Raw genomic sequence first — 23,761 nt, forward strand, 5'->3', positions numbered from 1 at the left:
ACATAAGCCAATTTTAATTTGAAATTTTCATTTTTTATAGTTCATTACTCTTTAATCTTTTATTTCTAAATTTTAATGATTCTGGATGCAAACATTCTTCTAATTCAATAAAATAATTATATAGTTCTGTATTGTCATTAAACATGTTTGTTTTTATCCAATATCTCCCCTTAATAAAACTACCATCATTAATTTTTAGATACATTTTTTTGTCATGAAATTCTCTTATTCTTATTTTTTTTATATCTTTAATTTCATACTCATGTATAGAATTAAATGAACTAAAATATATATATTTATTGTCCATAGTAATCATGTTAGGATTACTTGAGGATACAAAAGTATTAAATATTCCATAAGTACAAATAACTATCATCAAGCTATATATATTAATACTAGGATTTATATAATTATTAAATAGTGCATAAATCAATATTAAAATCATAAAAATCCCTGGTATTATTACACTAACTATATATCTTTTAGAATCATATATATATTTTTTCATAATTTATACACTCCTTAATAAAATTACATTTAAGCTTCATCTTGTGTAGATAATACTTTATTTTCCTTTATTATTCTACTTCTATTATAGATAGCCATCCCTAAAGCTATAACTGCCAAAATTATTCCTCCAATTACTTTGTAATTCATAATTTCTACAAATACCCAGCTTAATGGATTTGCTCCATCACAAATACTTGAAATCATAGTTGCTCCTTCAGGCATTTTAAAGCTTGCATTTAAAGCCATTTGAGTAAATAGTGGTGCTAAATTAGTTGCTATTAATAGCCCAGAAGTAATAATAACTATTCCTATTATTAAAGTTCTAAATACATTTCCTTTTGTAATTGGAACGATTAAAACAAGTGCAAATGGTATTACAGCTAAATCTGCAAATGGTAAAACTTTATTACCTGGTAATATAGCTGCTATAACTATAGTTAGAGGCACTAGTACTAATGCAACTGACAATGTAACAGGGTGTCCTATTCCTACTGCGGAATCTAAACCGATGTATATTTTACCTCTATTTTTAAATCTCTTTTCAATAAATTCTTGTGCTGCCTCTGATACTGGCAACAAGCCTTCCATTAATAAAGCCGCCATTTTGGGAATTAGTATTAAAACAGCTCCCATAGTTATCCCTAACTGCAATATACCTTTTATGTCATACTTGGCTGCAATACCAATTATTATCCCTATTAAAGACCCCATTATTAAAGGTTCTCCAAATAGGCCAAATTTTTTTTGTAATGTATCAGCATTTATTTCAATTTTATTTATCCCTGGAATCAAATCTAATACTTTATTTACAACTATAGCAATTGGAACAAATGCTTGTGTAAATCCATGAGGAAGAGATATACCTGGCATCCCTAAGTATTCTTCTATCCCTGGAGCTGTTAAGTCTGCCATTACTAAAACAATTACCATATTTGCTACTGCTGCAAATACTCCCCACATAACACTTTGCGTAGCCCCTGCCACCAAAGCTCCTGTAAATGCAAAATGCCAGTAATCCCATATATCTACATCGACAGTTTGAGTTGTATTAGTAATTAACATAACTATATTTACTACAAGTCCTATTGGAATAATTAAAGCACCCACTGTTGATGCAAAAGCTATAGCTGATGCTGCTGGCCATCCAACATCTATTATGGATAGGCTTAATCCTAAGTTCTTAACCATTTGTTGTGTAGCTGGACCTAAGTTATCTGTTAACAAAGCTATAATAGTATTAAGACCTATAAATCCAACTCCTACTGTTAAACCAGCTCTTAAAGATTTTCCAAGCTTTGTACCTAATATCAAGCCAAAAATACATATTATTATTGGCATCATTACTTGTGCACCCAAACCAACAATGAAATTTAATATCGCCATCTAAATTTCCTCCTTCATTTAATTTTCAGTCTCTAAAACCGCAAGATTTTAGAGACTATTTCATTTAAAAATTCAAATTATAATTCTAATTTTTCAAGAACTTCTTTGATTAATTTATCCATTCCTACTCCAGTTAAAAAAGGCAGTCCATTTATTACAGGTGTTTTTATACTACTAGATATTTGTGTAGTACAGATTATTAAATCATAATCTGGTGCTTTTGAAGCTACCTCTACTACTTTACATTGTGTAATACTAACCCTATCTAATTTACCAGCTTCTTCTAATGCCTTCTTTAACTTGTTTATAGCAATTGTTGAAGTACATACTCCTGTTCCACATGCAACTAATATTTTTTTAGCCACATTATTCACCTCCATTAAAATTATTTTATTTTTAAAGATATCTGTAATTAGAAATCTTTGATAACTTTTTATATTTTTAATACTATTTTTGTATGTTTAATTATTCAACTTAGAATTTAATAAATTACTTAAACTTTCTTCTCTTAAATCAATAATATTATTTAACATATTTTCATCTTGGAATATGGTCATAAGTCTTTCTAATAGTTGTAATTGCTCTTGTGGCTCTTTAACTGCCAGCATAAATATAACCTTTACATCAATTTCAGTGTCATCTGTACCCATCATTATGAATTTTACAGGTTTATTTAATATGCCAATAGCTATCCCTGGTTCATTTACATGGACTATATCTGTATGCGGTATTGCTACTCCATAGATTCCTGTTGGCAGTCCTGTAGCATATTTTTTCTCTCTTGCTATAACTGCTTCTATATAACTTTCTTTTACATATTGTTCGTCAAACAAACGTTGTCCTAAAAACTTCAAAGCATCTTCATTACTTGATACTTCAATATCTTTAAAAATTAAATTACTACTGATTATTTGCATTGACTCCATCTAATATCATCTCCCTAATAAAATCTCTATCTTTAATGTTTTTAATTTTTTTAAATTCATCTGTTTCTATAAATGTAAGTAGAGTATTCAATGGATTAAAACATTTCTGGTCTACAGCTAGTAGAAGTATTATTTTTACTTTGTTTTTACTCCATACAATAGGATTTTTTAAGATAGCTATGCTTATTGCTGGTCTGATTACATCAATCCCATCTGTATGAGGTATTGCTATTCCGTCTGACAACTCAGTTGGAAATAAATTATCTCTTTCCACTACTTTTTTATAGAAATTTTTTGTTACATAGCCTTTTTCTCTAAGTTTTTTGCTCATGTATTTAAGTACTTCTTCTTTTGATTTAATTTCTAAATCTACAAATATGTCTTCTTTTTGGATTAAATCAGATAATTCATATTTTTTATTTGTTTTAGCAATTTGATTTGTATCAATTAAGTTATTTATTTGATTTAATTTTGTTTTATCATTAATGTCTACTAGGCTAAAAAATGGGATGTTTGGTATCTGAGGGTCAATTGTTCCAACTATTGCGATTACATTTTTTTCATTACTTATTTGTTTTATCTCTAAATCAAGACTTGGATATTCAATCATACCAATAGTCTCTATATCAACCTTTTCATTTATCCCTTTAATGCTTTCCTCTAAACTTTGCTTTATCTTGCAAGCTCCTCCTAATCCAGTAATACATAATGTTACAATTATAGGCTTTCTATTGTCTACTTTTGAGTTGTTCTCTTTGCTAACTTTATCTTTTACTAATGGCTCTATATTTTTAACTTCATCAACTATCTCATCTATTGTTAAATCTGGTAGAACTGCTCTTCGTATGACTTCTATACAGAGTAATGTATCAAATCTAGATATTGTTCTTATATCAATCCCTGTTTTTCCAGAGATAATATCTCCAAAGTACGAAAGGGAACCCATATCAACTAATATAATTACTCCTCTTCCTTCATCAATATCTTTTATTACAGTAGTAGCTTCTTCAATCATTTCTTCTGGCTTTTTCTCAAATGGCATATCCAAATACCTTGCATGATTAATACCTAATAACTTATTGGTAACCTCACATACAGATGACGCGACTCTTCCATGAGCCATTAGAAGTACACCTATCTTTTTTTGTTCAGAAATTTCTCCTCTACTACTCATTTTAAAATATATTGCTATTATACCTATTTCTTCTTTTGGCAAATTTATATTGTATCTTTCCTTTAAATGTTGTGCTACATTTTCTGCTACAGAATACTCTAATGGATAGTTTCCTATTATCTCTTTTAAATGAGCATTTGATATTACTTTTCCTTCTTTTAATCTTTCAAAAGCTGCTTTTAAATGAATTGCTAGACATAAGTGTAGATTTGGTTCTAATGAATTAAGATACTGTGATGCTATTTTGATTACTTCACAAGTTAACTCTACAATGTATTTTCCAACAATCGGACTTATATCAGGTAAATTCTCAGTGATAGAAACTTTCTTAACTTGTTTTATGTACTTCTGAATACAGCTTTCTAATTCTCCTCCAACAATCCTGTTAATAACACCAAAGTCTAAACCTTGTTCTAATAAATCAATGTGTCTCCTTTCAGTAAGCTTGTATATTTCATCTGGGAAAGTATATATATCTTCATTTTTCTTTTCTATCTCAACTTGAAGGTCTGAATCTATAATTAAATCTCCATCTACATAATTTTCTATCTTTCCTCTACAATTTCTTATCCTTATTAGACCTTGTTTCACATACCCAGGTACATCTGATATATTTATAGTTACTTCTTTTTGTTTATTTGTAAGTTGATTTAATAGTCCTCTAGCACAAGCTACTTGAATATCACTTCTAAGCTGACCTACATTTCCTATACAATCGTAAAGCATAAGAGCTTTTAGGACATCTGATTTTATGTGTATGTTGGCTCCCATTCGTTGGGCTTCTATCAAGAAAAAATTGTTTATAATGTCAAATCTTTCGTTTAATGGTCTTGCAACCAATTCTGGGATTTCAATTGTCACAGGTATACGTCTTTTAAAGGTATTAAGTAAATGAGAATCTATTGGCTCAGAAGTTGCAGAAATAATCATTACATTTATTTTATTTGTAAGCTTTGTTTCTCCTAATTTTCTAACCATTCCTTTATCAATCAATTGAAAGAGTATTTCTTGACCTTCATAAGGCAATCTATGTATTTCATCTATAAACAATATACCCCCATCTGCTTTTGATACTAATCCTTCTTTAGTTTCATCAGCTCCTGTAAAAGCACCCTTAACATGACCAAATAATTGAGATAACAAAAGTTGTGGATTTTCTGAGTAGTCTGCTGCATTGAAAACTATAAATGGTGCATTTTTAGGAAATCTAGATGATTCTACTGCAAAGTTATACATGCACTCTGCTAACTCGCTTTTTCCAACACCAGTTGGACCCATAATAATAGTATGCAACCCATGGGGAGGATAAAGTATAGCTGCCTTAGCTAATTTGACGATTGTACTTAAACTTCCAGTACTTCCTATTAATTTATCAAAGGCCACATCTATTTTTTCTTCTTTAGCATTTAGTTCCTCTTTTTTATCATCATTTTCTTTATCATGTTTTAAATCACCAGAATCTTGGATTTCTTTTAAATACTGTATAACTGTAAATCTTGATACAGTAAATCCAATACTATTTAATCTTCTTGTTATATCATTTTTATTTATATTTTTTTCTTCTTTTACAATATCTTTTATAGCTTTAATCAAAACAACTTTTCTTCTTTGTCTAGAATCTTCTATTTTTAATTCATTTCTTAAAAAGGTAACGTCTTCTCTTCGAATATTTAACATACTTGAAATTGCTTCATCTGTTAAAGGATTTTTCTTATCTTCATTTTCAATTAAGCTTTTTATTCTTTGCCTCATTTCTAATTGTCCCTCCTTACTATTTATATAAGCAACTTACATGCCACATAGTGTTTTTTTTGTGCCATTTTTTACTTCATAAACTTATAACGTTTAAATTAAGCTATTCTTTTATTTAAATATTAAGAAAATTTTTTTTATTTTTCACAAATAATACTTTCGTAAAAAACAAAAAAATCTTTTCTCTTAAATTTTTCTGTAATAAATCTAAAATGACACCCTTATTCTATATTACTATCTTTTTTGTACAACAAAAACTACAAATAACCTTATGATATATTTTTCCAAAAAGAAACCCCTTTTGTATAAATAAATACATTTATACAAAAGGGGTATGGCTAAGTGAGTTTTTAAAGATTTTATATATTATATAAACTTAGGTTAATAGCTTATTTTTTTGGTAAATGTAAGCATTCACCACTTACATCTGCTAAAGCTTCCATCAGAGCTTCTGAAGTACATGGGTGACCAAAAATCAAGTCACTAGCTTCATCAGCAGGTATTTCTAATGCTTTAAATGATGCTGCATGATTTATAAGTTCTGCTACACCATATCCAAACATATGCACACCTAAAATTTCCCCATACTTAGCATCTGATATTACTTTTACATATCCTTGCTCTTGTCCAGAAGCTAAAGCTCTTCCATTTCCAGCAAAGTTAAATTTACCAATTTTTATATTATATTTTTGTTTAGCATCTTCTTCTGTAAGTCCAACTGATGCAACCTCTGGAACTGTATAAACACAACTAGGTAATGCACTTAAATCTGCTTCTTCATCCATACCTAAAGCATTTGAAGCTGCTACTTCTCCCATTTTAAAAGCTGCATGAGCTAGCATTATACCTCCAGTAACATCACCTACTGCATATACACTTGGTACACTTGTTTCCATTTTACTATTTACAACTATTGAACCTCTATCTATTTTAATATCTAAGTCTTCTACACCAGATAGATTAGCTTGTCTTCCTATAGCATATAGACCTAAATCTGCCTTTATTGGTTCTTCTCCTTCAATACATACTATTATTTTATTTCCTTCTTCTTTAAATTCAGAAACTTTCTTTTCAGTTAATATAGTTATTCCCTTTTTCTTAAGTGAATCTCTTAAAGACTGGCTCAATTCTTTGTCCATTCTTGGAATTATTCTGTCTTCCATTTCTATTATAGTTACTTTAGAACCTCTTGAGTTGAATATCTCTGCAAATTCACAACCTATTACTCCACCACCAATTATTACTAACTCTTCTGGTACTATGTCTAAATCTAAAGCTTCTGTACTAGTTATTATTAATTTTGATTCTATTCCTTTTATTGGTAAGATTCTCACCTTAGAACCAGTGGCAATTATTGTATTTTCTGTATCTAAAACTTTTCCATCTGATAGTATTACTTTATGGGCTTCTTTAACAGTAGCTTTAAGATTAAAGACATCTACACCTCTGCTTTTTAACAACCCACCAACACCAGCTGTAAGTTTTTTTACTACTCTATTTTTATACTTTATAGCCTTTTTTATATCTTGTTCCTTATCAACAGATACTTTTACACCTCTTTTTGATAATTGTTCAATTTCTTCTAATATTTCTACTGTTTTTACATAAGTTTTTGTAGGAATGCAACCTCTATTTAGGCAAGTTCCTCCTAATGTGTCCTCTTCTACTAATGCAACTTTGCCTCCTAATATAGCTGATTTTAGTGCTGATAAATACCCTCCAGGTCCTCCACCTACTACTACCACATCATAATCATGATTACTCTCTTTTTTAATTGTCTTTTCTTCTTTTATTTCTATTTTTTCTGTTTCAACAATTAAATCTTCTTTTGATACGTTTCCAGATAAGTATTTAGCCTTTATTTCTTCTTGCTTTTCTCCCTTTTCTGCTATTACACCTATTACTGTAAATACTGGTAATACTTCTCCTTCTTCTTTATGTATAATTGCAGCAAGTATACCTTCTCCTTCTGATTCTATTTCCATGTTGACTTTATCTGTTGTTATCTCTAGTATAGGTTCTCCAATTTTTACTTCTTCGCCTTCTTGTTTTAGCCAAGATACTATAGTACCTTCCTCCATAGCTACTCCAGCTTTTGGCATTATGACTTCTACTGACATAGGCTATCCTCCTATTTATTTTTTATATATTTTAGTTAATCATCTTATATTCATACAGATATCTTTTACATACAATAATTTTAAATCTAGTAAAATTAAATACATCTTTTTATGTGGTCTATTCAATCTATTTACATAAAGAGTAAAATATCAAAACCTATACAAGCATTGCTAATGGATTTTCTAATAATTCTTTTAAATCTTTTAAGAATTTTGCTGCTACTGTACCATCTATTATTCTATGGTCTGATGTTAATGATAAATTCATTATAGGTTTTATTTTAGCCTCTCCATTTACTGGCACAAACTTATCTTGAGTTGCTCCTACCCCAAGTATCGCACTTGAAGGCATATTTATTATAGGTGTAAATGTCGTTATACCATACATTCCAACATTGCTTATAGTAAATGTATTACCTTCTTGGTCTGCTGGTAGAAGCTTTCCTGTTTTTACTTTTTCAGCAAGTTCTTTGCTTTCTTTAGCTATTTCTTTTAGCGATTTTTCATTTACATTTTTTACTACTGGGACATATAAACCTTCATCTAGTCCAACAGCAATAGCTATATTTATATCTTTATATCTAAATATTCCATTATCTGTCCATGCTGAATTTAATGCTTGATGCTTTGGAAGTACTCTAGATACAGCCATTACTATTAAATCTGTCATTGTTAATTTTACTCCAGTTGATTCTTTTACTGTATCTATTAATTTTGCTCTAAGTTCTTTAAGTTCTGTAGCATCTACCTCTATATTGAATGTAAATACAGGAGCACTGAAGTAGCTTTCTGACATTCGTTTTGCTACAGTTGCTCTCATTGGATTTGGCTTTTCGAACTCTCCTTCTACAGTATTAAACGTACTTAAATTCTCATGTTTTGATTTTATTTCTTTTGTTTCATTAGATTTAGATACATCAGTTGATACGATAGTCTCTTGTGTATGTGCCTTTTCTATATCTGCTTTTTTTATTTTTCTATTGTATCCAGTACCTACAACATTTTCTAAATCTATATTTAAATCCTCTGCTATTCTTTTTGCTAAAGGAGTTGCTTTTACTTTATTATTTTCTAGATAATTTAACACATCCACTAGATGTATTCTTCCATTTTCTCCACTTCCAATCAGCCTATCTAACTCTATATTGTCTTTTCTTGCTTGGTTTTTGGCTGCTGGTGTGGCTTTTACTTTATTTGCCACCATTTCTATCCCCCCTTATCTAACAATTAAAGATTTTATTGCATCTTCTATTTCATCAATTCTTGGGACTACTGCTTTTTCTAGCTCTGGATTATATGGTATTGGCACATCTTTTCCACATATTCTTTTTACTGGTGCATCTAAATAATCAAATGATTCACTTTCTGTTATTAATGCTGATATTTCTCCACCTAGACCACCAGTCTTAGCTGCTTCATGGCAAATTAAAACTCTACCAGTTTTACATACACTCTTTATGATTGTCTCTTTATCTAATGGATATAAAGTTCTTAAATCTATAATTTCTACATCTATATTTTCTTTTGATAGGTTTTCTGCAGCTTCTTCAACACTTTGTAACATCCTTCCATAAGTGATTACTGTAACATCAGAACCTTCTTTTTTAATATCTGCCTTTCCAATATCAATTACATAATCTCCCTCTGGGACAATTCCTTTTTTTCTATATAACAATTTGTTTTCAACAAATATTACTGGATTATTGTCTCTTATAGCTGCTTTTAATAATCCCTTAGCATCTGCTGGTGTTGAAGGTGCAACCACTTTTACTCCTGGTACATGACAAAACCATGCTTCCAAACTTTGTGAATGTTGTTCTGCTGAACCAGTTCCAGAACCTCCAGGACATCTAACAACCATTGGAACCTGAGCCTTCCCACCAAACATATATCTCATTTTTGCTGCTTGATTTACAATCGCGTCCATAGATATTGTAACAAAATCCATAAACATTACTTCCATAATCGGTCTTAACCCAGTTGCCGCTGCACCTGCTGCTGCACCTGCTATAGCTGCCTCTGATATAGGAGTATCTCTTACTCTTTCTGGGCCAAATTCATCTATCATTCCCACTGATACGCCAAATGCTCCTCCATATATCCCTATATCTTCTCCCATAAATATTACATTTTCATCTCTTCTCATTTCTTCTGACATTGCTTCTTTTATTGCTTGTGCATATGTTAATTCTCTTGTACTCATTTTTATTTTCCTCCTTTACTATTTTTAGTCTGCATATACATCATCTAATAAAGATTCTATTTTTGGATTTGGGCTATTTTGAGCAAATTCTACTGCATCTTCTATTGATTTTTTAGCAAAATCTTCAATTATATCTAATTCATTTTCATTTGCCATATTATTTTCTATAAGATAATTTCTTAAAAATTTTATAGGGTCTTTTGCCTTCCACGATTCTATCTCTTCTTTCGTTCTATATACATTTGCATCTGATTTTGAATGACCTAGCCATCTATAAGTCCTACTTTCAATTAATACAGGCCCTTCCCCTCTTCTACATTTTTCAGCAGCTTTTTGTACTGTTTCATATACTTCTATTGGATTATATCCATCTATTGATATTCCTTCTATACCATAAGATGCTGCTCTTGTTGCAACACTATCTATATTCATGTGACGTTTTATACTTGTTGACATGCCATATAGGTTGTTTTCACAATAAAATATTATTGGTAATTTCCATATTGATGACAAGTTTATTCCTTCATGAAATGTACCTTCATTTGATGCACCATCACCAAAACTACATAAAACTATTTTTCCTGTCTTTTTATATTGTTGTGTAAGTGCAGCGCCAGGAGCTATAGTAAGACCTCCACCTACGACTCCATTTGCTCCTAAGTTACCTGACTCAATATCTGCTATATGCATTGAGCCTCCTTTTCCTTTACAAAATCCAGTTTCTTTTCCCATAAGCTCAGCCATCATTTTATTTAAATCTATTCCCATTCCTATAAATTGGCTATGACCTCTATGAGTTAATGAAACCAAATCTCCTTTTTCTAATGCCATTACTGCGGCTACACTTGAAGCTTCTTGACCTACTGATAAATGAGTTGTTCCATGTACCATACCTCTTGCAAAAAACCAACTAACTTTCTCTTCAAACTTTCTAGCTTGATTCATTCTCTTATACATTTCAAGTAATGTTTCTTTTGATAATGTCATATCAATTCCCTCCTATTAATTTTTATCTATATTTCTATTAGTCACAATCTTCTAATAATTCAAGTGCTAAACTGTGATTAATTGCTAAGCTATTTATAAATTTGGCTTTTAATGATGCTTTTATTGCTTCTATCTTTTCATCTCCTGAAGCAACACCTATTGTTCTTTTTATCTTTTTTAAATCATTTAGTTTTACCCCTAGTACCCTTTGATTAAATTCAAGTATAGAAGTTTTTCCTTCCTTATCAAAAGCTTGCAAACAAATTGCGCCTATTGAGTTATACTTTTTTAAATCATCTATATCTTCTTCATGCATATATCCAGAAGCCATTATCGTTGAGTTTAAACTCATAGGATTTCCTATACCTACAATTGCAATAGTTGTTTTATCTATTAAGTCTAGTACTTCTTTAATTTTTTCATCCTTACAAAGCCTTTCTTTTGTAGATAAATCAGACATCACAGCAGGAGCATGTAATAACTTAAAATCTCCTCCAAAAGCTCTTGCTAAACTTACAGCTATTTGATTTGCGTGTATATCTATTTCATTATCTCCAATTCCTCCTAGTAAAGGTATGAACGTAACATTTTTACAGTTGCTTTTTTCTACATATCTAGGAATTTCTTTTAGAGTTGTTCCTATGGAAACCCCAATTATATCATTTTCTTTTACTACTCTGGTAAGATATTCAGACACAGCTCTTGCTAATTCTTGTTTTTGTGTTAATGAGTCTTGTTTATCATCTACCACTATTACTTCTTTCAATTTATATTTTCTTTCTAAATTTCTTTCTATTTTTTGATAGTCATTTTTTAAAACATCAACTATTTGTATTTTTACTATTCCTTGCTCAAAAGCTTCTTTTAATATTCTTGATATTGTTGGTCTTGATATTCCCAATTGATTCGCTATTTCTTGTTGATTCAAATTATCTTCATAATAAAGTGAACAACACTTCATCATTAACCTTAAGTCTCCAATTTTTTTCATTTCCCTTCCTCCAAAATCAAGATTTTTCAATTATTTTTACATTTGTTCAATGATTTTACTTAATTTCAATAACATTATAGAAGGGGTTCGTATAAAAAGTCAACTGTTTTTTTTGTATAATTAAAAATAAGTTATTACATTAAATTAAGGAATACTTTTTTTTATTTCTTGTTTGACCACTTTACCTGATAATTTGCTCAATAAGTATTTTGTCTAAAGGAAATTATACAATCGCCAAAAAAGATTTTACTAAAGATGGTAAACTAAAATTGTACTATTTTATGTATAAAGAAATTATTATAAATATAAAGGCATTAAGCAATAAACTTTAAGAAACTGAGATTGAACGAGAATAACTTGAAGTTTCAAAAACTCATTGACTTGCTGATATATCACATGATTTGAAAACACTATTATCATATATCACAGGATATTCATATCTAATGCTTAATAAAAACCACCGCTTTAGTGAAGAAGAAAGTATAATATTTTTAGATAATATATATAAAAAGTGAGTATATAATGAAAAGTTAATAGACAATTTAAGTCTGACATTTTTTATAGATTTTTCTGGAAAAATACAGCTTAAACATACACAATTTGAAATGATTGCCTTTCTTCAAAACCTTATTGCCAATGTTGCCAATAATCCAAAATCTGAAAAGCAGATATTTGGATTTCATACAGATTTAGAACATTTACATTAATACTACTGACAATGGTGTTTGAATAAACACGGGGAAAAGGTACATCATTTCAAATTACATTAAAACAAGATAAAGTTTAAATTATTATATAAAAATCCCAAGTTAAAATAAACTTGGGATTTTTGTGTAATAATTAATTTTTGTAAAATTTTTTCTTTAAAGTTATTTTGTCAAAATAAATTCAAATTAACATATCATCAATATTTATATAGAGACTATATGTAACTTATTCTTTTAATACTATCAGATTTATACTTAATATAATCATAGCTACAATTACATAAATAAAAGCTGTAGCTGATGACACAATTCCAGAATCATTTACTAAAAGAGTTACAAAGCATCCTGCTATTGACGCTATAAATCCTTTAAATACAATTGGGTATTCATCAATTAATTGTTTAAAGTATCTAATCTGATTAATCATAAGAACTAAAATTACTCCAATTCCAGTTAGTAGTATATTTACCCATGCACTGGTTTGAGCTAGCTTCAAGTTCATCTCTATCTTTCTGCCAAATGTTTGTATTATTTCTCCTGGTCCATTAAAGTAAACTTCTTTTACAAACATACCTAAATGTGAGTTACTTCCTGAAATCATATCTATAGCTACAAAGGCGCCTAAAACAAGCAATACTGCTACACCTAATAATACAACTTTTTTAAAGTCTATTTTTACATTATATATCAATAGTATAAATAGTAAAAATGCAACACATTCAGAAATAGCAGTTCCAACATTTGCACCCATAACTGGAGATGCACTCGTAATTAAGATAACTAAAGAAAATACTATTACAGACCACTTTGGTATCTTTTTATATGTAAGCAAAATCGCAAATGTAAATATTGCACTACCTATTGCCACTCCTTGATATTCATTTCCTACTCCGTAGTATCTAGCCCCAATTATACAATCATAACTCATTACATTACTTTTCATTAAATATGAACCAAATGCAGAATCAATAACCATAATCAATATAGTTAAACCTGTAAAGAATAACATATTTTTTAAATCATTCTTTATCAGAACTTTGCTTATTAAGTATATAGTAAGTGTTATTATAATTATTCCTAAAGATATTGCTACTGGTGTTTTAAAATTCATTATTGGAGTTATCATAAATGATAATGGCATTACTATTCCTATTTTTAGAAATTCTTTTAATATAAAAAATATTGTTTCTTTGTGATTTTTCGATATATGCTTTCTAAATAGAATTAGAATCATAGCAACTATCCATGACAAAAATACTATACTTACAAATCCATTAAGTATTGTAGACCTTATGCTTGAAACAGATACTATCTTTTGGTATTCATCCATCAGATACTCTTTATTATCATCTCTGTTAATAAGTTCATACTTCTTTCCAACCATATTTTGATTTTTTATATCAAAGTTATTTAATATCTCAGCTCCAACATCTAGATTAGTAACAATACCTTCTCTTCTAGTAGTTGAAGATGATAACATCCCTTTTCCATTGCCATTTAATTTTATTATTGGAGAAAGCCTTCTTTTATTTTTATAATCTAAATCACTTGGAAATGCACTAGCTATGTAAACAGTATCATTTTCTCCAACCATAGAAAATATATTTTTTAAATATTCATCTATGTTTTTTTCTATCTTGTCTTTCATGTTTTTATATGTTTTTTCATTCAAGTTAGATTTATATAAATCTAACCTATATGTATCTCCAAGTTCTACAAAAACTACATCACTATTTTTATAAGCTTCTTTAGTTTCAGCAACAAGCTTAGTGTAATCAGTTGATATTCCATAAGGCATAGATAAATCTTTTTTATTGATATTATCTACATTTCCGTAAGAAATTCTACCATACTCATCCATAGCTGTTAGGCATAAGTTTCTATTTTTTACAAGTTTACCATTTTCAACTATATCTGCATTTCCTAATACAGATGTTTTTAATTTATTTTCAGATAAACTTTGACCTAATGAACCTAATGTAGAACCATATTCTCCAAAGTTTAGATTCTCATTTATTGACATATTTATAGTCAAATCATTTATACCTTTTGCTTTCTTACCTGTAGCTGATTCAAAAACTATATTTCTATCTTTGCTTGAGCTTTCAAAATTAATATCTTCTTCATTAGCTACATTGGCTCTTCCACCAGCACCCATACTGGCATATGACCTTCTATCATCACTACCTTTATCGCCTCTTATGTTCATCAAGCCAATATATCCTCTATCTTCTAGCTCTTCTCTCAATGATTTTATTCTTAACATATTGTTCATACTAGTTCTATTCATATCTATAAATATTACTTTTCCATGCGTTGGTATATCATCTGCAAAGCTATACTGGCTCATCGATGTTAATATTATGATAAATGTTGCTAAGAAAGATATAATCTTTTTTCTCATAAATTCTCCCTGCTTTCTGATTTAAATCCTCACACTTAAGAATACATTAAACATTGTCGTTATAAACAAATAAATTTGGACCATCTATTTATAATAAACAGCCCAAATTTTAGGTTTATTTGAATATATCAATTTTTAGGTTTTGCAAATATCATTCTACCAGCAGGAGTTTGAAGAACAGAAGTTACTAAAACTTTTATAGTCTCATTCATATGTTTTCTTCCTCCATCAACAACTATCATAGTTCCATCATCTAGATATGCAACACCCTGTTGAGCTTCTTTTCCTTCTTTAACCACTTGGACAACCATATCTTCACCTGGTATTGCAACTGGTTTTATAGCATTAGCCAACTCATTTATATTTAATACTTCAACACCTTGAAATTGAGCAACCTTATTTAAGTTATAATCATTAGTAACAACTTTTCCATTTAATACTTGGGCAAGCTTTAATAATTTACTATCAACTTCTGCTATATCATCAAAGTCCCTTTCACTTATTTCAACCTCTATATTTAATTCTTTCTGAATTATATTTAATATATCCAGACCTCTTCTACCTCTTACTCTTTTCAAATCATCTGAAGAATCTGCAATATGTCTTAATTCTTCCAAAACAAAAGCAGGAATAATAAGTTTTCCTTCTATAAATCCTGTTTTACAAATATCAGCTATCCTTCCATCAATTATTACACTTGTATCTAATACTTTTGGAGGTATCGCCTTTACTTCTTTTTTATTATCTTTATCCTTATCCTTATCTTTAATAGGATTTGCCAATCTTCCTAATTTTCCAATATTAAATAAATCATTTTTACTTTTAAGCGCAACTTTCATTCCAAGATATCCTAGGAATAAATATAATAGTAATGATAATATTCCACCTACTATTGGTATTCTATTTACTAGCCCACTTAATAAATATGCAATTACAAATCCTACTATAAGACCCATAGATCCTAATAATATATCTGTTTGAGGATATTTTGATAGTTCTTTATCCACAACTTTAGCAATTTCTTTTGTTCTATTCACAACCCATGGCTCTATAAGATATCCTAAAATAGCTATTACTATACCTGCTACTACAGCTGCTATATAACCATAAGTTTCTTTTCCAAATGTTAATATTTCAAAATCTCTCATCAATGTTAAATAGGTCGTTATACCTATCGTAAATCCAAGTAAAATAAACAATATCCTTGTTACTTTCCTTATCAATGCTTCACCCCCTAGTTATACTTATCTATTATAGACCAAAGTGTATATTATATTCAAGAAAAAAGTAGTAAAATTCACTTAAAATTCATTATATGTGTCTATCTAATAATACTAATTGTTTCATTTTTATAAGTCCATTTTTTATATATGTTGCTCTTATTTCACCTATTCCTTCAACTTCATCTAACTCTTCAATAGACGCATCCAATATTTCTTGAAAGTTTTCAAAATAATTTACTAAGTTTTCTATTATTGCTGTTGGTAGTCTATGTATTTTGCTAAGAATTCTATAGCCTCTTGTTTTTATAGGCATATCCATACTTTCTGAAAATCCACTATACCCTAATAGTTTTGCCATATTAAATAATTCTATTAGTTCTTCTGAATTTAAATTTTTAACTTTTTTCATAAGTTCTTTTATTTCAGTATTTTCTTTGTTATAATCTTTGAATATTAATTTCTGATCTATTCTAGTTGTACCCATTAATTCCTCTAATTGCATGCTTACTAAAGTTCCTTCATCCCCCAATTCTATCACATATTTTTCAATTATACTTGTAACTCTCATTACCATTTCCATTTTCTGCATGACTAACGCTACATCATAAATAGTTACCAAATCATTAAACTCTAAAGCATTTAAATTAGTTATAGCTTGGTCTAATACTGTTTTATATTTTTCTAAAGTTTGTATTGCTTGATTTGCCTTAGTAAATATCTTAGATATATCTTCGACCACATACTTCTCATTTCCTCTATAAACTGTTATAACATTTCTTCTTTGTGAAATTCCTATGACTATAGCACCAGTTTGTTTTGCTACTCTTTCTGCCGTTCTATGTCTAGTTCCAGTTTCTGACGTTTCTATAAAGTAATCTGGTATAAGTTGTGCATTAGCAAATAATATTTTCTTTACATCACCACTTAAAACTATCGCTCCATCCATTTTGGCTAATTCATATAGATATGATGGTGAATACTCTGCATTTATAGCAAATCCTCCATCTACTATTTTCATTACATCTTCATTTGTTGCAATTACAATTAAACCGCCAGTCTTAGCTCTTAGCACATTGTTTAGGCCTAATCTAAGAGGGGTTCCAGGAGATATCATTTTTAATGCATATAGCATATTTTTGTTATCCAAAAAATTCTCCATATTTATTGATTCCTCCCAAGTACTATATTTATAGCTTGTCTTAAGTTGTCTACTGGCCATATTTCTATACCTTTAGTATCTTTTACAACATCATAATTACTTCTAGGAACTACTATCTTTTTAAAGCCAAGTTTTTTGCACTCAGCAATTCTTTTTTCTATAAAACTTACTGATCTAACTTCTCCTGTAAGTCCTACCTCTCCTGTAACAGCTATATCTTCATCTATAGGTATATTTCTAAAGCTAGATGCTACAGAAATAGCTATTCCTAAGTCAATCGAAGGTTCATTTATCTTTATACCTCCAACTATATTTATATATACATCTTGGTTTTGTATTTGCAGACCAACACGTTTTTCTAAGACTGCTAATAACATACCAACTCTATTATAATCTACTCCTGTAGATGTTCTTCTTGCTATACCAAAACTTGTTGGTGAAACTAATGCTTGTAATTCAAGTAGCATTGGTCTTGTACCTTCTACAGTGGATATTATGACTGAACCTGCTACATCTTTTGGTTTTTCAGATATCAAAATCTTAGATGGGTTATCAAGCTCTACTAATCCCAAGTCCCTCATTTCAAATACTCCAAGCTCATTTGTTGAACCAAATCTATTTTTAACAGCCCTTACTAATCTATATGTATTATATCTTTCACCTTCAAAATATAAAACAGTATCAACCATATGCTCTAATAATTTTGGACCTGCTAGTGAACCTTCTTTGGTTACATGACCAACTATGAATGTTGAAATTCCCATTTTTTTAGAAATCTTCATGAATTTTGAAGTACCTTCTTTAATTTGGCTGACAGTGCCTGGTGCTGAAGATATTTCTGGACTAAAGACAGTTTGAATTGAGTCTAGAATTATTAATTGTGGATTTACACTTTCTAAATAAGATTCAATTATACTCAAATTATTTTCAGCAAATATATATAAATTTTCTGAATTAATACCTAATCTTTTTGCTCTCATTTTTATCTGTGATTCTGATTCTTCTCCAGTTATATATAAAACAGTCTTTCCTAAATTAGCTACATTACTAGAGACTTGAATTAAAAGTGTGGATTTACCTATACCAGGGTCTCCACCAACAAGTACTAGAGAACCTTTAACTATCCCTCCACCAAGCACTCTATCTAATTCTTTTATATCTGTTGTAAACCTTTCTTCTTCTTTACTCTCTATTGAAGTTATACTAACTGGTTTAGATGAAGATTTATCTATTATAAAGACCTCTTTTTTTGTGCTTTTTTGATCTACTTCTTCTACAAATGTATTCCATTTTGTACACTCTGGACATTTTCCAAGCCACTTAGCTGTTTCATATCCACAAGATTGACATACATATTTAGTTTTTATTTTTGCCATATTTTAATCATCCTTAATTTATTATTATATACTATAATTTTAGCATATGTGAAAGATAATAGGTAAAGATTAAAAAAAATAATTAAGGGCAATGAATTATTTTAGATTCATTGCCCTTAAAATTTTCTTTAAACCCTAAAGCTTATATCTATAAGATTTTAAAATGCAACTCTATTGAATTATTTAGTTTCAAAAACTATTTTTTCATCTTTAACTTTTGCTATTATATTACTTCCTTTTTTTACATCGCCTCTTAAAATCGCTTCAGATAACTCATCTTCTAGTTCTTTTTGTAAGGCTCTTTTAAGAGGTCTTGCTCCATATTCCAAATCAAATCCAGATTTAGAAATTAATTTTATAGCTTCATCACTCATTTCTAGTTTTATATCCATATCTTTTAGTCTTTCTTGTAATTTATCTACCATTAAAATTACTATTTTAGATATATGCTCTGTATTTAATGAATGGAAAACTATTATATCATCTATTCTATTTAAAAACTCTGGTCTGAATCTTTGCTTTAATTCACCCATTATGTTTTCTTTCATTTTTTCATATTGAGACTTTTCTTCTTCATCTCCTTTAGCTATACTAAACCCTAAAGTTTTTTGTCTACCAATTGTAGATGCACCAACATTTGATGTCATTATCACAATAGTATTCTTAAAGTCAACAGTTCTTCCTTTTGAATCTGTTAATCTACCATCATCTAGAATTTGTAATAGAATATTAAACACATCTGGATGAGCTTTCTCTATCTCATCAAATAAAATAACTGAATATGGGTTTCTTCTTACTTTTTCAGTTAATTGACCTCCTTCATCATGACCTATATAACCAGGAGGTGAACCTATCATTCTTGATACAGCATGTTTTTCCATATATTCAGACATATCAATTCTTATTATTTGATTTTCATCTCCAAATTGCACTTCTGCTAATGCCTTAGATAACTCTGTTTTCCCTACTCCTGTAGGTCCTAAAAATAAGAATGAGCCGATTGGTCTATTAGGGTCCTTAAGACCTGCTCTCGACCTTCTTATTGCCTTGGAAATAGATTTTACTGCTTGCTCTTGACCTATAACTCTATTGTGTAAGATTTCTTCAAGTTTTAAGAGTCTATCAGCTTCTTCCTCAAGAATTTTATTAACAGGTATTCCTGTCCATAAACCTACTACTTCAGCAATGACTTCTCCATCAACTAAATCAGAATGTTTAGATGACTTATTCCATTTTTCTCTAACATCTTCTAATTGTTTTTTAAGTATACCTTGTTCATCTCTTATTTTTGCTGCTTTCTCAAAATCTTGGCATCTTACTGCCTCTTCTTTTTCTTTATCTATATTTTCTATTTCTAATTCTAATTTTTTTATTTCGGCTGGAGGAGTATTTTCCTTTAGCCTCACTTTTGATGCTGCTTCATCAATCAAATCTATAGCTTTATCTGGTAGATATCTATCTGATATATATCTAGTTGATAATTCTACAGCTGTTTTTATAGCATCATCAGTTATTTTAACTTTGTGATGAGCTTCATATTTATCTCTCAATCCTTCTAATATTTTTATTGAATCTTCTTTACTTGGTTCATCCACCATAACTGGTTGGAATCTTCTTTCTAGTGCAGAGTCTTTTTCAACATGCTTTCTATACTCATCTATTGTTGTTGCACCTATAACTTGTATTTCTCCTCTAGCTAATGCAGGTTTTAATATATTTGACGCATCTATAGATCCTTCTCCTGTAGACCCAGCTCCTATTATTGTATGCATCTCATCTATAAATAAAATTATATTTCCATTTTTAACAACTTCATCTACAACTTCTTTAATTCTTTCTTCAAATTCTCCTCTATATTTAGCACCAGCTAATAATGAACCCATCTCTAAAGAATACAAAGTTTTACTTTTTAGTGTTTCTGGAACATTTCCTAATGCTATATTTGTTGCTAAACCTTCAGCTATAGCTGTTTTACCTACTCCTGGATCTCCTATTAGTACAGGGTTGTTTTTAGTTCTTCTACTTAATATTTGTATAACTCTTTGTATTTCTTTTTCTCTTCCTATAACAGGGTCTATTTTATTTTGTTTTGCATATAGTGTAAGATTTCTTCCATATTTATCGAGAATCTTGGACTCTGTTTGATTTTGGTTGCCCGTGTAACTATTTTCTGATTTATATTGATTATTATCACTCATACCCATCATATCAATTGTTAATTGGGCTAGAGTTCTGTCATTTACACCTGCATAGTTCAAAACTTTATTAGCTATTCCTTCTCCTTCTTGAATAATAGCTAATAATATATGCTCAGTTCCTATATAATTTGTTTTTAATTTATTTGCAAACATTCCTGATAGTTCCAATATTTGTTTACTTCTTGGGCTTAATACTATGTCTTCTGGAATTCCTTCGCCCTTACCTTCCATATCAATTATTTTGCCTTCTAAATAAGCCTCTGTAAATCCAACTTTACTTAGAACTTTGGCGGCTATTCCTTCTTCTTCTTTTAAAAGCCCTAAAAGTATATGCTCGCTTCCAACAATATTATGCCCTAAGTTTTTAGCAGACTCAAACGCTAAATCAATTGCTTTTTTAGCTCTTTGTGTAAATCTATTGAAGTTCATAATTTATCCCTCCTCTTAATTTTTCCAAAGTTTCTCTAATGTATGTTGCTCTATTTATATCTCTATTTTCAACATCATCACTCTTATACATTATTGACTGATGTGCTGGTTGTATACCTATCATAAGTTGTTCTATAGCTTTTAAATCTAGTTTTTTTATATAGTTCATTTCTATTCCCATTTTTATATTTGATAGATGGCTCATTGCCTCTGAACTACTCATTACCCTTGAATTTTCAAGTGTTCCTATTGACCTAAATATTTTATCTTCTAATTTTATACCCAATCTTTTTTGTAATATTTCTCTGGCTTTCACTTCTTTTGAAATTGCATCCTTTGTAAGACCACTTACATTCTCTATAATATTAGACTCTGTTCTTCCAAGCGTAAGCTGATTAGATATTTGGTATATATTTCCCAATGCTTCTGTTCGCTCTCCATATATACCTCTTATTGCTATACCTATTTGTGATGAAATCTTATAAAGTTCATCCATATAGCCTAATTGACTCAATGCAGGCAAGTGCATCATTACAGAAGCTCTCATTCCAGTTCCCGTGTTAGTTGGGCAAGATGTTAGATAACCCAACTTTGTGCTAAATGCATACTCTAAATTTGATTCTAATAAATCATCTATCTCATTTGCTATGTTATAAGCATTTTCTAAATTTAAATCATCACACATAGTTTGTATTCTTATATGGTCTTCTTCATTTATCATTATACTTACAGTTTTATCTTTTTTTACTATAACAGCACTTTTATCATTTTCTGCTAAGTCTGGACTTATCATATGCTCTTCAACCATGAGCATCTTTTTAGATTGATCTAAATCTTCAATCTTATAGAAATCAAACTCTTCTTTATGTTCTAAACTAGAATTCATAAATGCATTTTTTACCTTTTCTATTATTTCCATAGCACACTCTTTATCTAACCTATTTGGAAAAGGATAATTGCTCAAGTTCCTAGCCAGCCTAACTCTTGATTTCATGACTATATTCTCTTTCATAATATCACTCCAATCTTAGTCAATAGAGCCTTTCAAATACTTAATCTTATCTCTAAATTGAGCAGCTAATTCATACTCTTCATTTTTTATAGCTCTATCCAAATCTTCTTTTAATTCTCTAATCTCATTTTCTACACTTATTTTATAAAAAGATTTTTTAGGTGCCTTACCTATATGTTCTATATGACCATGTATATTTTGAAGCATTGGATTTACTTGACTACTAAATGCATTGTAACATTCACTGCATCCAAATCTTCCATTATTCTTAAATTCACTATATGTCATATTACATTTTTGGCAAACTAACTTTTCTTCAAGCTCTTTTTTAGGTTGAAATCCTAGGTTAGAAAATATATCCATCATTGAAAAAGGCATATCTAAATTAAAATTCATCTCTGTATTTTCTTTAGCACATTCACTACACAGATACATTTCTGTCTTTTCTCCATTGACTATTTTATTATAATATACAGATGCTTTATTTTTATTGCATTTTTGACATAGCATAAATTATCACTCCTCTATACTAAATACTCCTATTATTATATTCTTTAAAACATTAGACCTTACCTTCTCTTTTAATTCATATACTGGCATACATAATGATTTATCATCTATTGCATATAATATTAGTTTTAATTCTCTTTCACTAATTAAGTCTGATTCTCTCAAACTTTCCACCAACTCTTTTGCTTTCTTATAGGATATTTGGCTTCCTATTCTTTCGTTTAGTATTTCTCTAATATGTCCATCTTTGCTTCTTCGTATTTTTTCTATCTGAACATATCCTCCGCCACCTTTTTTGCTTTCTATATAATAACCTTTATCTATGGTAAACCTTGTTGTTAAAACATAATTTATTTGTGATGGTGCACAACTAAACAAGTTTGCTAGTTCATTTCTTTGAATCTGTATACTATTATCCTCTTCCATCAAATCTTTAATAAATTTTTCAATTATATCTGTCATAGTTGCCATTTATATCACCACACACCTTTTTATTTTGACTTTCTTTGACTACTATTTTACACCTATTATTTAAATTTTTAAAGCCCTAAATTGTGTAAATTTATTTTTTTCATAATAATTTAAATGAGGTGTCCATCTTTTGTTAAGTATAATCTTCTACTTCTTACATTTATAACAATTAAGTCTTAAAATTATTGGTTATTAATTGATTTTTAATGTATCTATACCTTGTATT

General features: G+C 29.4%; 18 protein-coding genes. All 18 read right to left on the reverse strand.

Going from position 1 to position 23,761, the window contains the following annotated elements; translation table 11 throughout:
* Positions 1-34: 34 nt before the first annotated feature.
* Positions 35-508 carry a hypothetical protein gene (locus tag IC173_RS17380; protein ID WP_227855984.1) on the reverse strand — a complete coding sequence of 158 codons (474 nt, stop codon included), beginning with the start codon at positions 506-508 and terminating at the stop codon, positions 35-37.
* A 29-nt stretch (positions 509-537) separates the two neighbouring features.
* Positions 538-1,893, reverse strand: a complete 1,356-nt coding sequence (locus IC173_RS17385; RefSeq protein ID WP_227855985.1) for a PTS transporter subunit IIC — start codon at positions 1,891-1,893, stop codon at positions 538-540.
* 77 nt (positions 1,894-1,970) lie between these two features.
* Entirely contained in the window at positions 1,971-2,273 is a 303-nt protein-coding gene (locus IC173_RS17390; RefSeq protein ID WP_227855986.1) for a PTS sugar transporter subunit IIB, read from the reverse strand.
* An 81-nt stretch (positions 2,274-2,354) separates the two neighbouring features.
* Complete coding sequence (locus tag IC173_RS17395; protein WP_227437089.1) at positions 2,355-2,819, reverse strand: PTS sugar transporter subunit IIA; 465 nt, start codon at positions 2,817-2,819, stop codon at positions 2,355-2,357.
* Positions 2,794-5,745, reverse strand: coding sequence for a sigma 54-interacting transcriptional regulator (locus IC173_RS17400; RefSeq protein WP_227855987.1), 2,952 nt, complete (start codon positions 5,743-5,745; stop codon positions 2,794-2,796). Before IC173_RS17400 ends, IC173_RS17395 begins: the two co-directional genes overlap by 26 nt.
* 389 nt (positions 5,746-6,134) lie before the next feature.
* Positions 6,135-7,865, reverse strand: coding sequence for a dihydrolipoyl dehydrogenase (lpdA, locus tag IC173_RS17405; protein WP_227825406.1), 1,731 nt, complete (start codon positions 7,863-7,865; stop codon positions 6,135-6,137).
* Between the two features lie 157 nt (positions 7,866-8,022).
* Positions 8,023-9,069, reverse strand: coding sequence for a 2-oxo acid dehydrogenase subunit E2 (locus IC173_RS17410; RefSeq protein ID WP_227851841.1), 1,047 nt, complete (start codon positions 9,067-9,069; stop codon positions 8,023-8,025).
* 12 nt (positions 9,070-9,081) lie between these two features.
* Positions 9,082-10,068: an alpha-ketoacid dehydrogenase subunit beta gene (locus tag IC173_RS17415; protein ID WP_227483621.1), complete on the reverse strand. Its 987-nt coding sequence runs from the start codon at positions 10,066-10,068 to the stop codon at positions 9,082-9,084.
* A gap of 24 nt (positions 10,069-10,092) precedes the next feature.
* Positions 10,093-11,055, reverse strand: a complete 963-nt coding sequence (locus IC173_RS17420) for a thiamine pyrophosphate-dependent dehydrogenase E1 component subunit alpha (protein ID WP_227437098.1) — start codon at positions 11,053-11,055, stop codon at positions 10,093-10,095.
* Positions 11,056-11,092: 37 nt separating this feature from the next.
* Positions 11,093-12,046, reverse strand: a complete 954-nt coding sequence (locus IC173_RS17425; RefSeq protein WP_227855988.1) for a sugar-binding transcriptional regulator — start codon at positions 12,044-12,046, stop codon at positions 11,093-11,095.
* A gap of 933 nt (positions 12,047-12,979) precedes the next feature.
* Complete coding sequence (locus tag IC173_RS17430) at positions 12,980-15,157, reverse strand: hypothetical protein (RefSeq protein ID WP_227855989.1); 2,178 nt, start codon at positions 15,155-15,157, stop codon at positions 12,980-12,982.
* A gap of 128 nt (positions 15,158-15,285) precedes the next feature.
* Entirely contained in the window at positions 15,286-16,380 is a 1,095-nt protein-coding gene (locus IC173_RS17435) for a PIN/TRAM domain-containing protein (RefSeq protein ID WP_227437104.1), read from the reverse strand.
* 88 nt (positions 16,381-16,468) lie between these two features.
* Positions 16,469-17,539 carry a DNA integrity scanning diadenylate cyclase DisA gene (gene disA / locus IC173_RS17440; protein WP_227437106.1) on the reverse strand — a complete coding sequence of 357 codons (1,071 nt, stop codon included), beginning with the start codon at positions 17,537-17,539 and terminating at the stop codon, positions 16,469-16,471.
* A 2-nt stretch (positions 17,540-17,541) separates the two neighbouring features.
* Positions 17,542-18,915: a DNA repair protein RadA gene (gene radA / locus IC173_RS17445; RefSeq protein WP_227437108.1), complete on the reverse strand. Its 1,374-nt coding sequence runs from the start codon at positions 18,913-18,915 to the stop codon at positions 17,542-17,544.
* Between the two features lie 179 nt (positions 18,916-19,094).
* On the reverse strand, positions 19,095-21,542 hold the full coding sequence (locus IC173_RS17450; protein ID WP_227437109.1) for an ATP-dependent Clp protease ATP-binding subunit: 2,448 nt from the start codon (positions 21,540-21,542) through the stop codon (positions 19,095-19,097).
* A complete protein-coding gene (locus IC173_RS17455) occupies positions 21,529-22,554 on the reverse strand; it encodes a protein arginine kinase (protein WP_227483618.1) in 1,026 nt (341 codons plus the stop codon). The genes IC173_RS17450 and IC173_RS17455 overlap by 14 nt, the downstream gene beginning before the upstream one ends.
* 15 nt (positions 22,555-22,569) lie before the next feature.
* A complete protein-coding gene (locus IC173_RS17460; protein ID WP_227437113.1) occupies positions 22,570-23,064 on the reverse strand; it encodes a UvrB/UvrC motif-containing protein in 495 nt (164 codons plus the stop codon).
* A 6-nt stretch (positions 23,065-23,070) separates the two neighbouring features.
* A complete protein-coding gene (locus IC173_RS17465; protein ID WP_227437114.1) occupies positions 23,071-23,535 on the reverse strand; it encodes a CtsR family transcriptional regulator in 465 nt (154 codons plus the stop codon).
* Positions 23,536-23,761 lie beyond the last annotated feature (226 nt).

The organism is Clostridioides sp. ES-S-0048-02, from assembly GCF_020658495.1.
Taxonomy (GTDB): Bacteria; Bacillota; Clostridia; order Peptostreptococcales; family Peptostreptococcaceae; genus Clostridioides.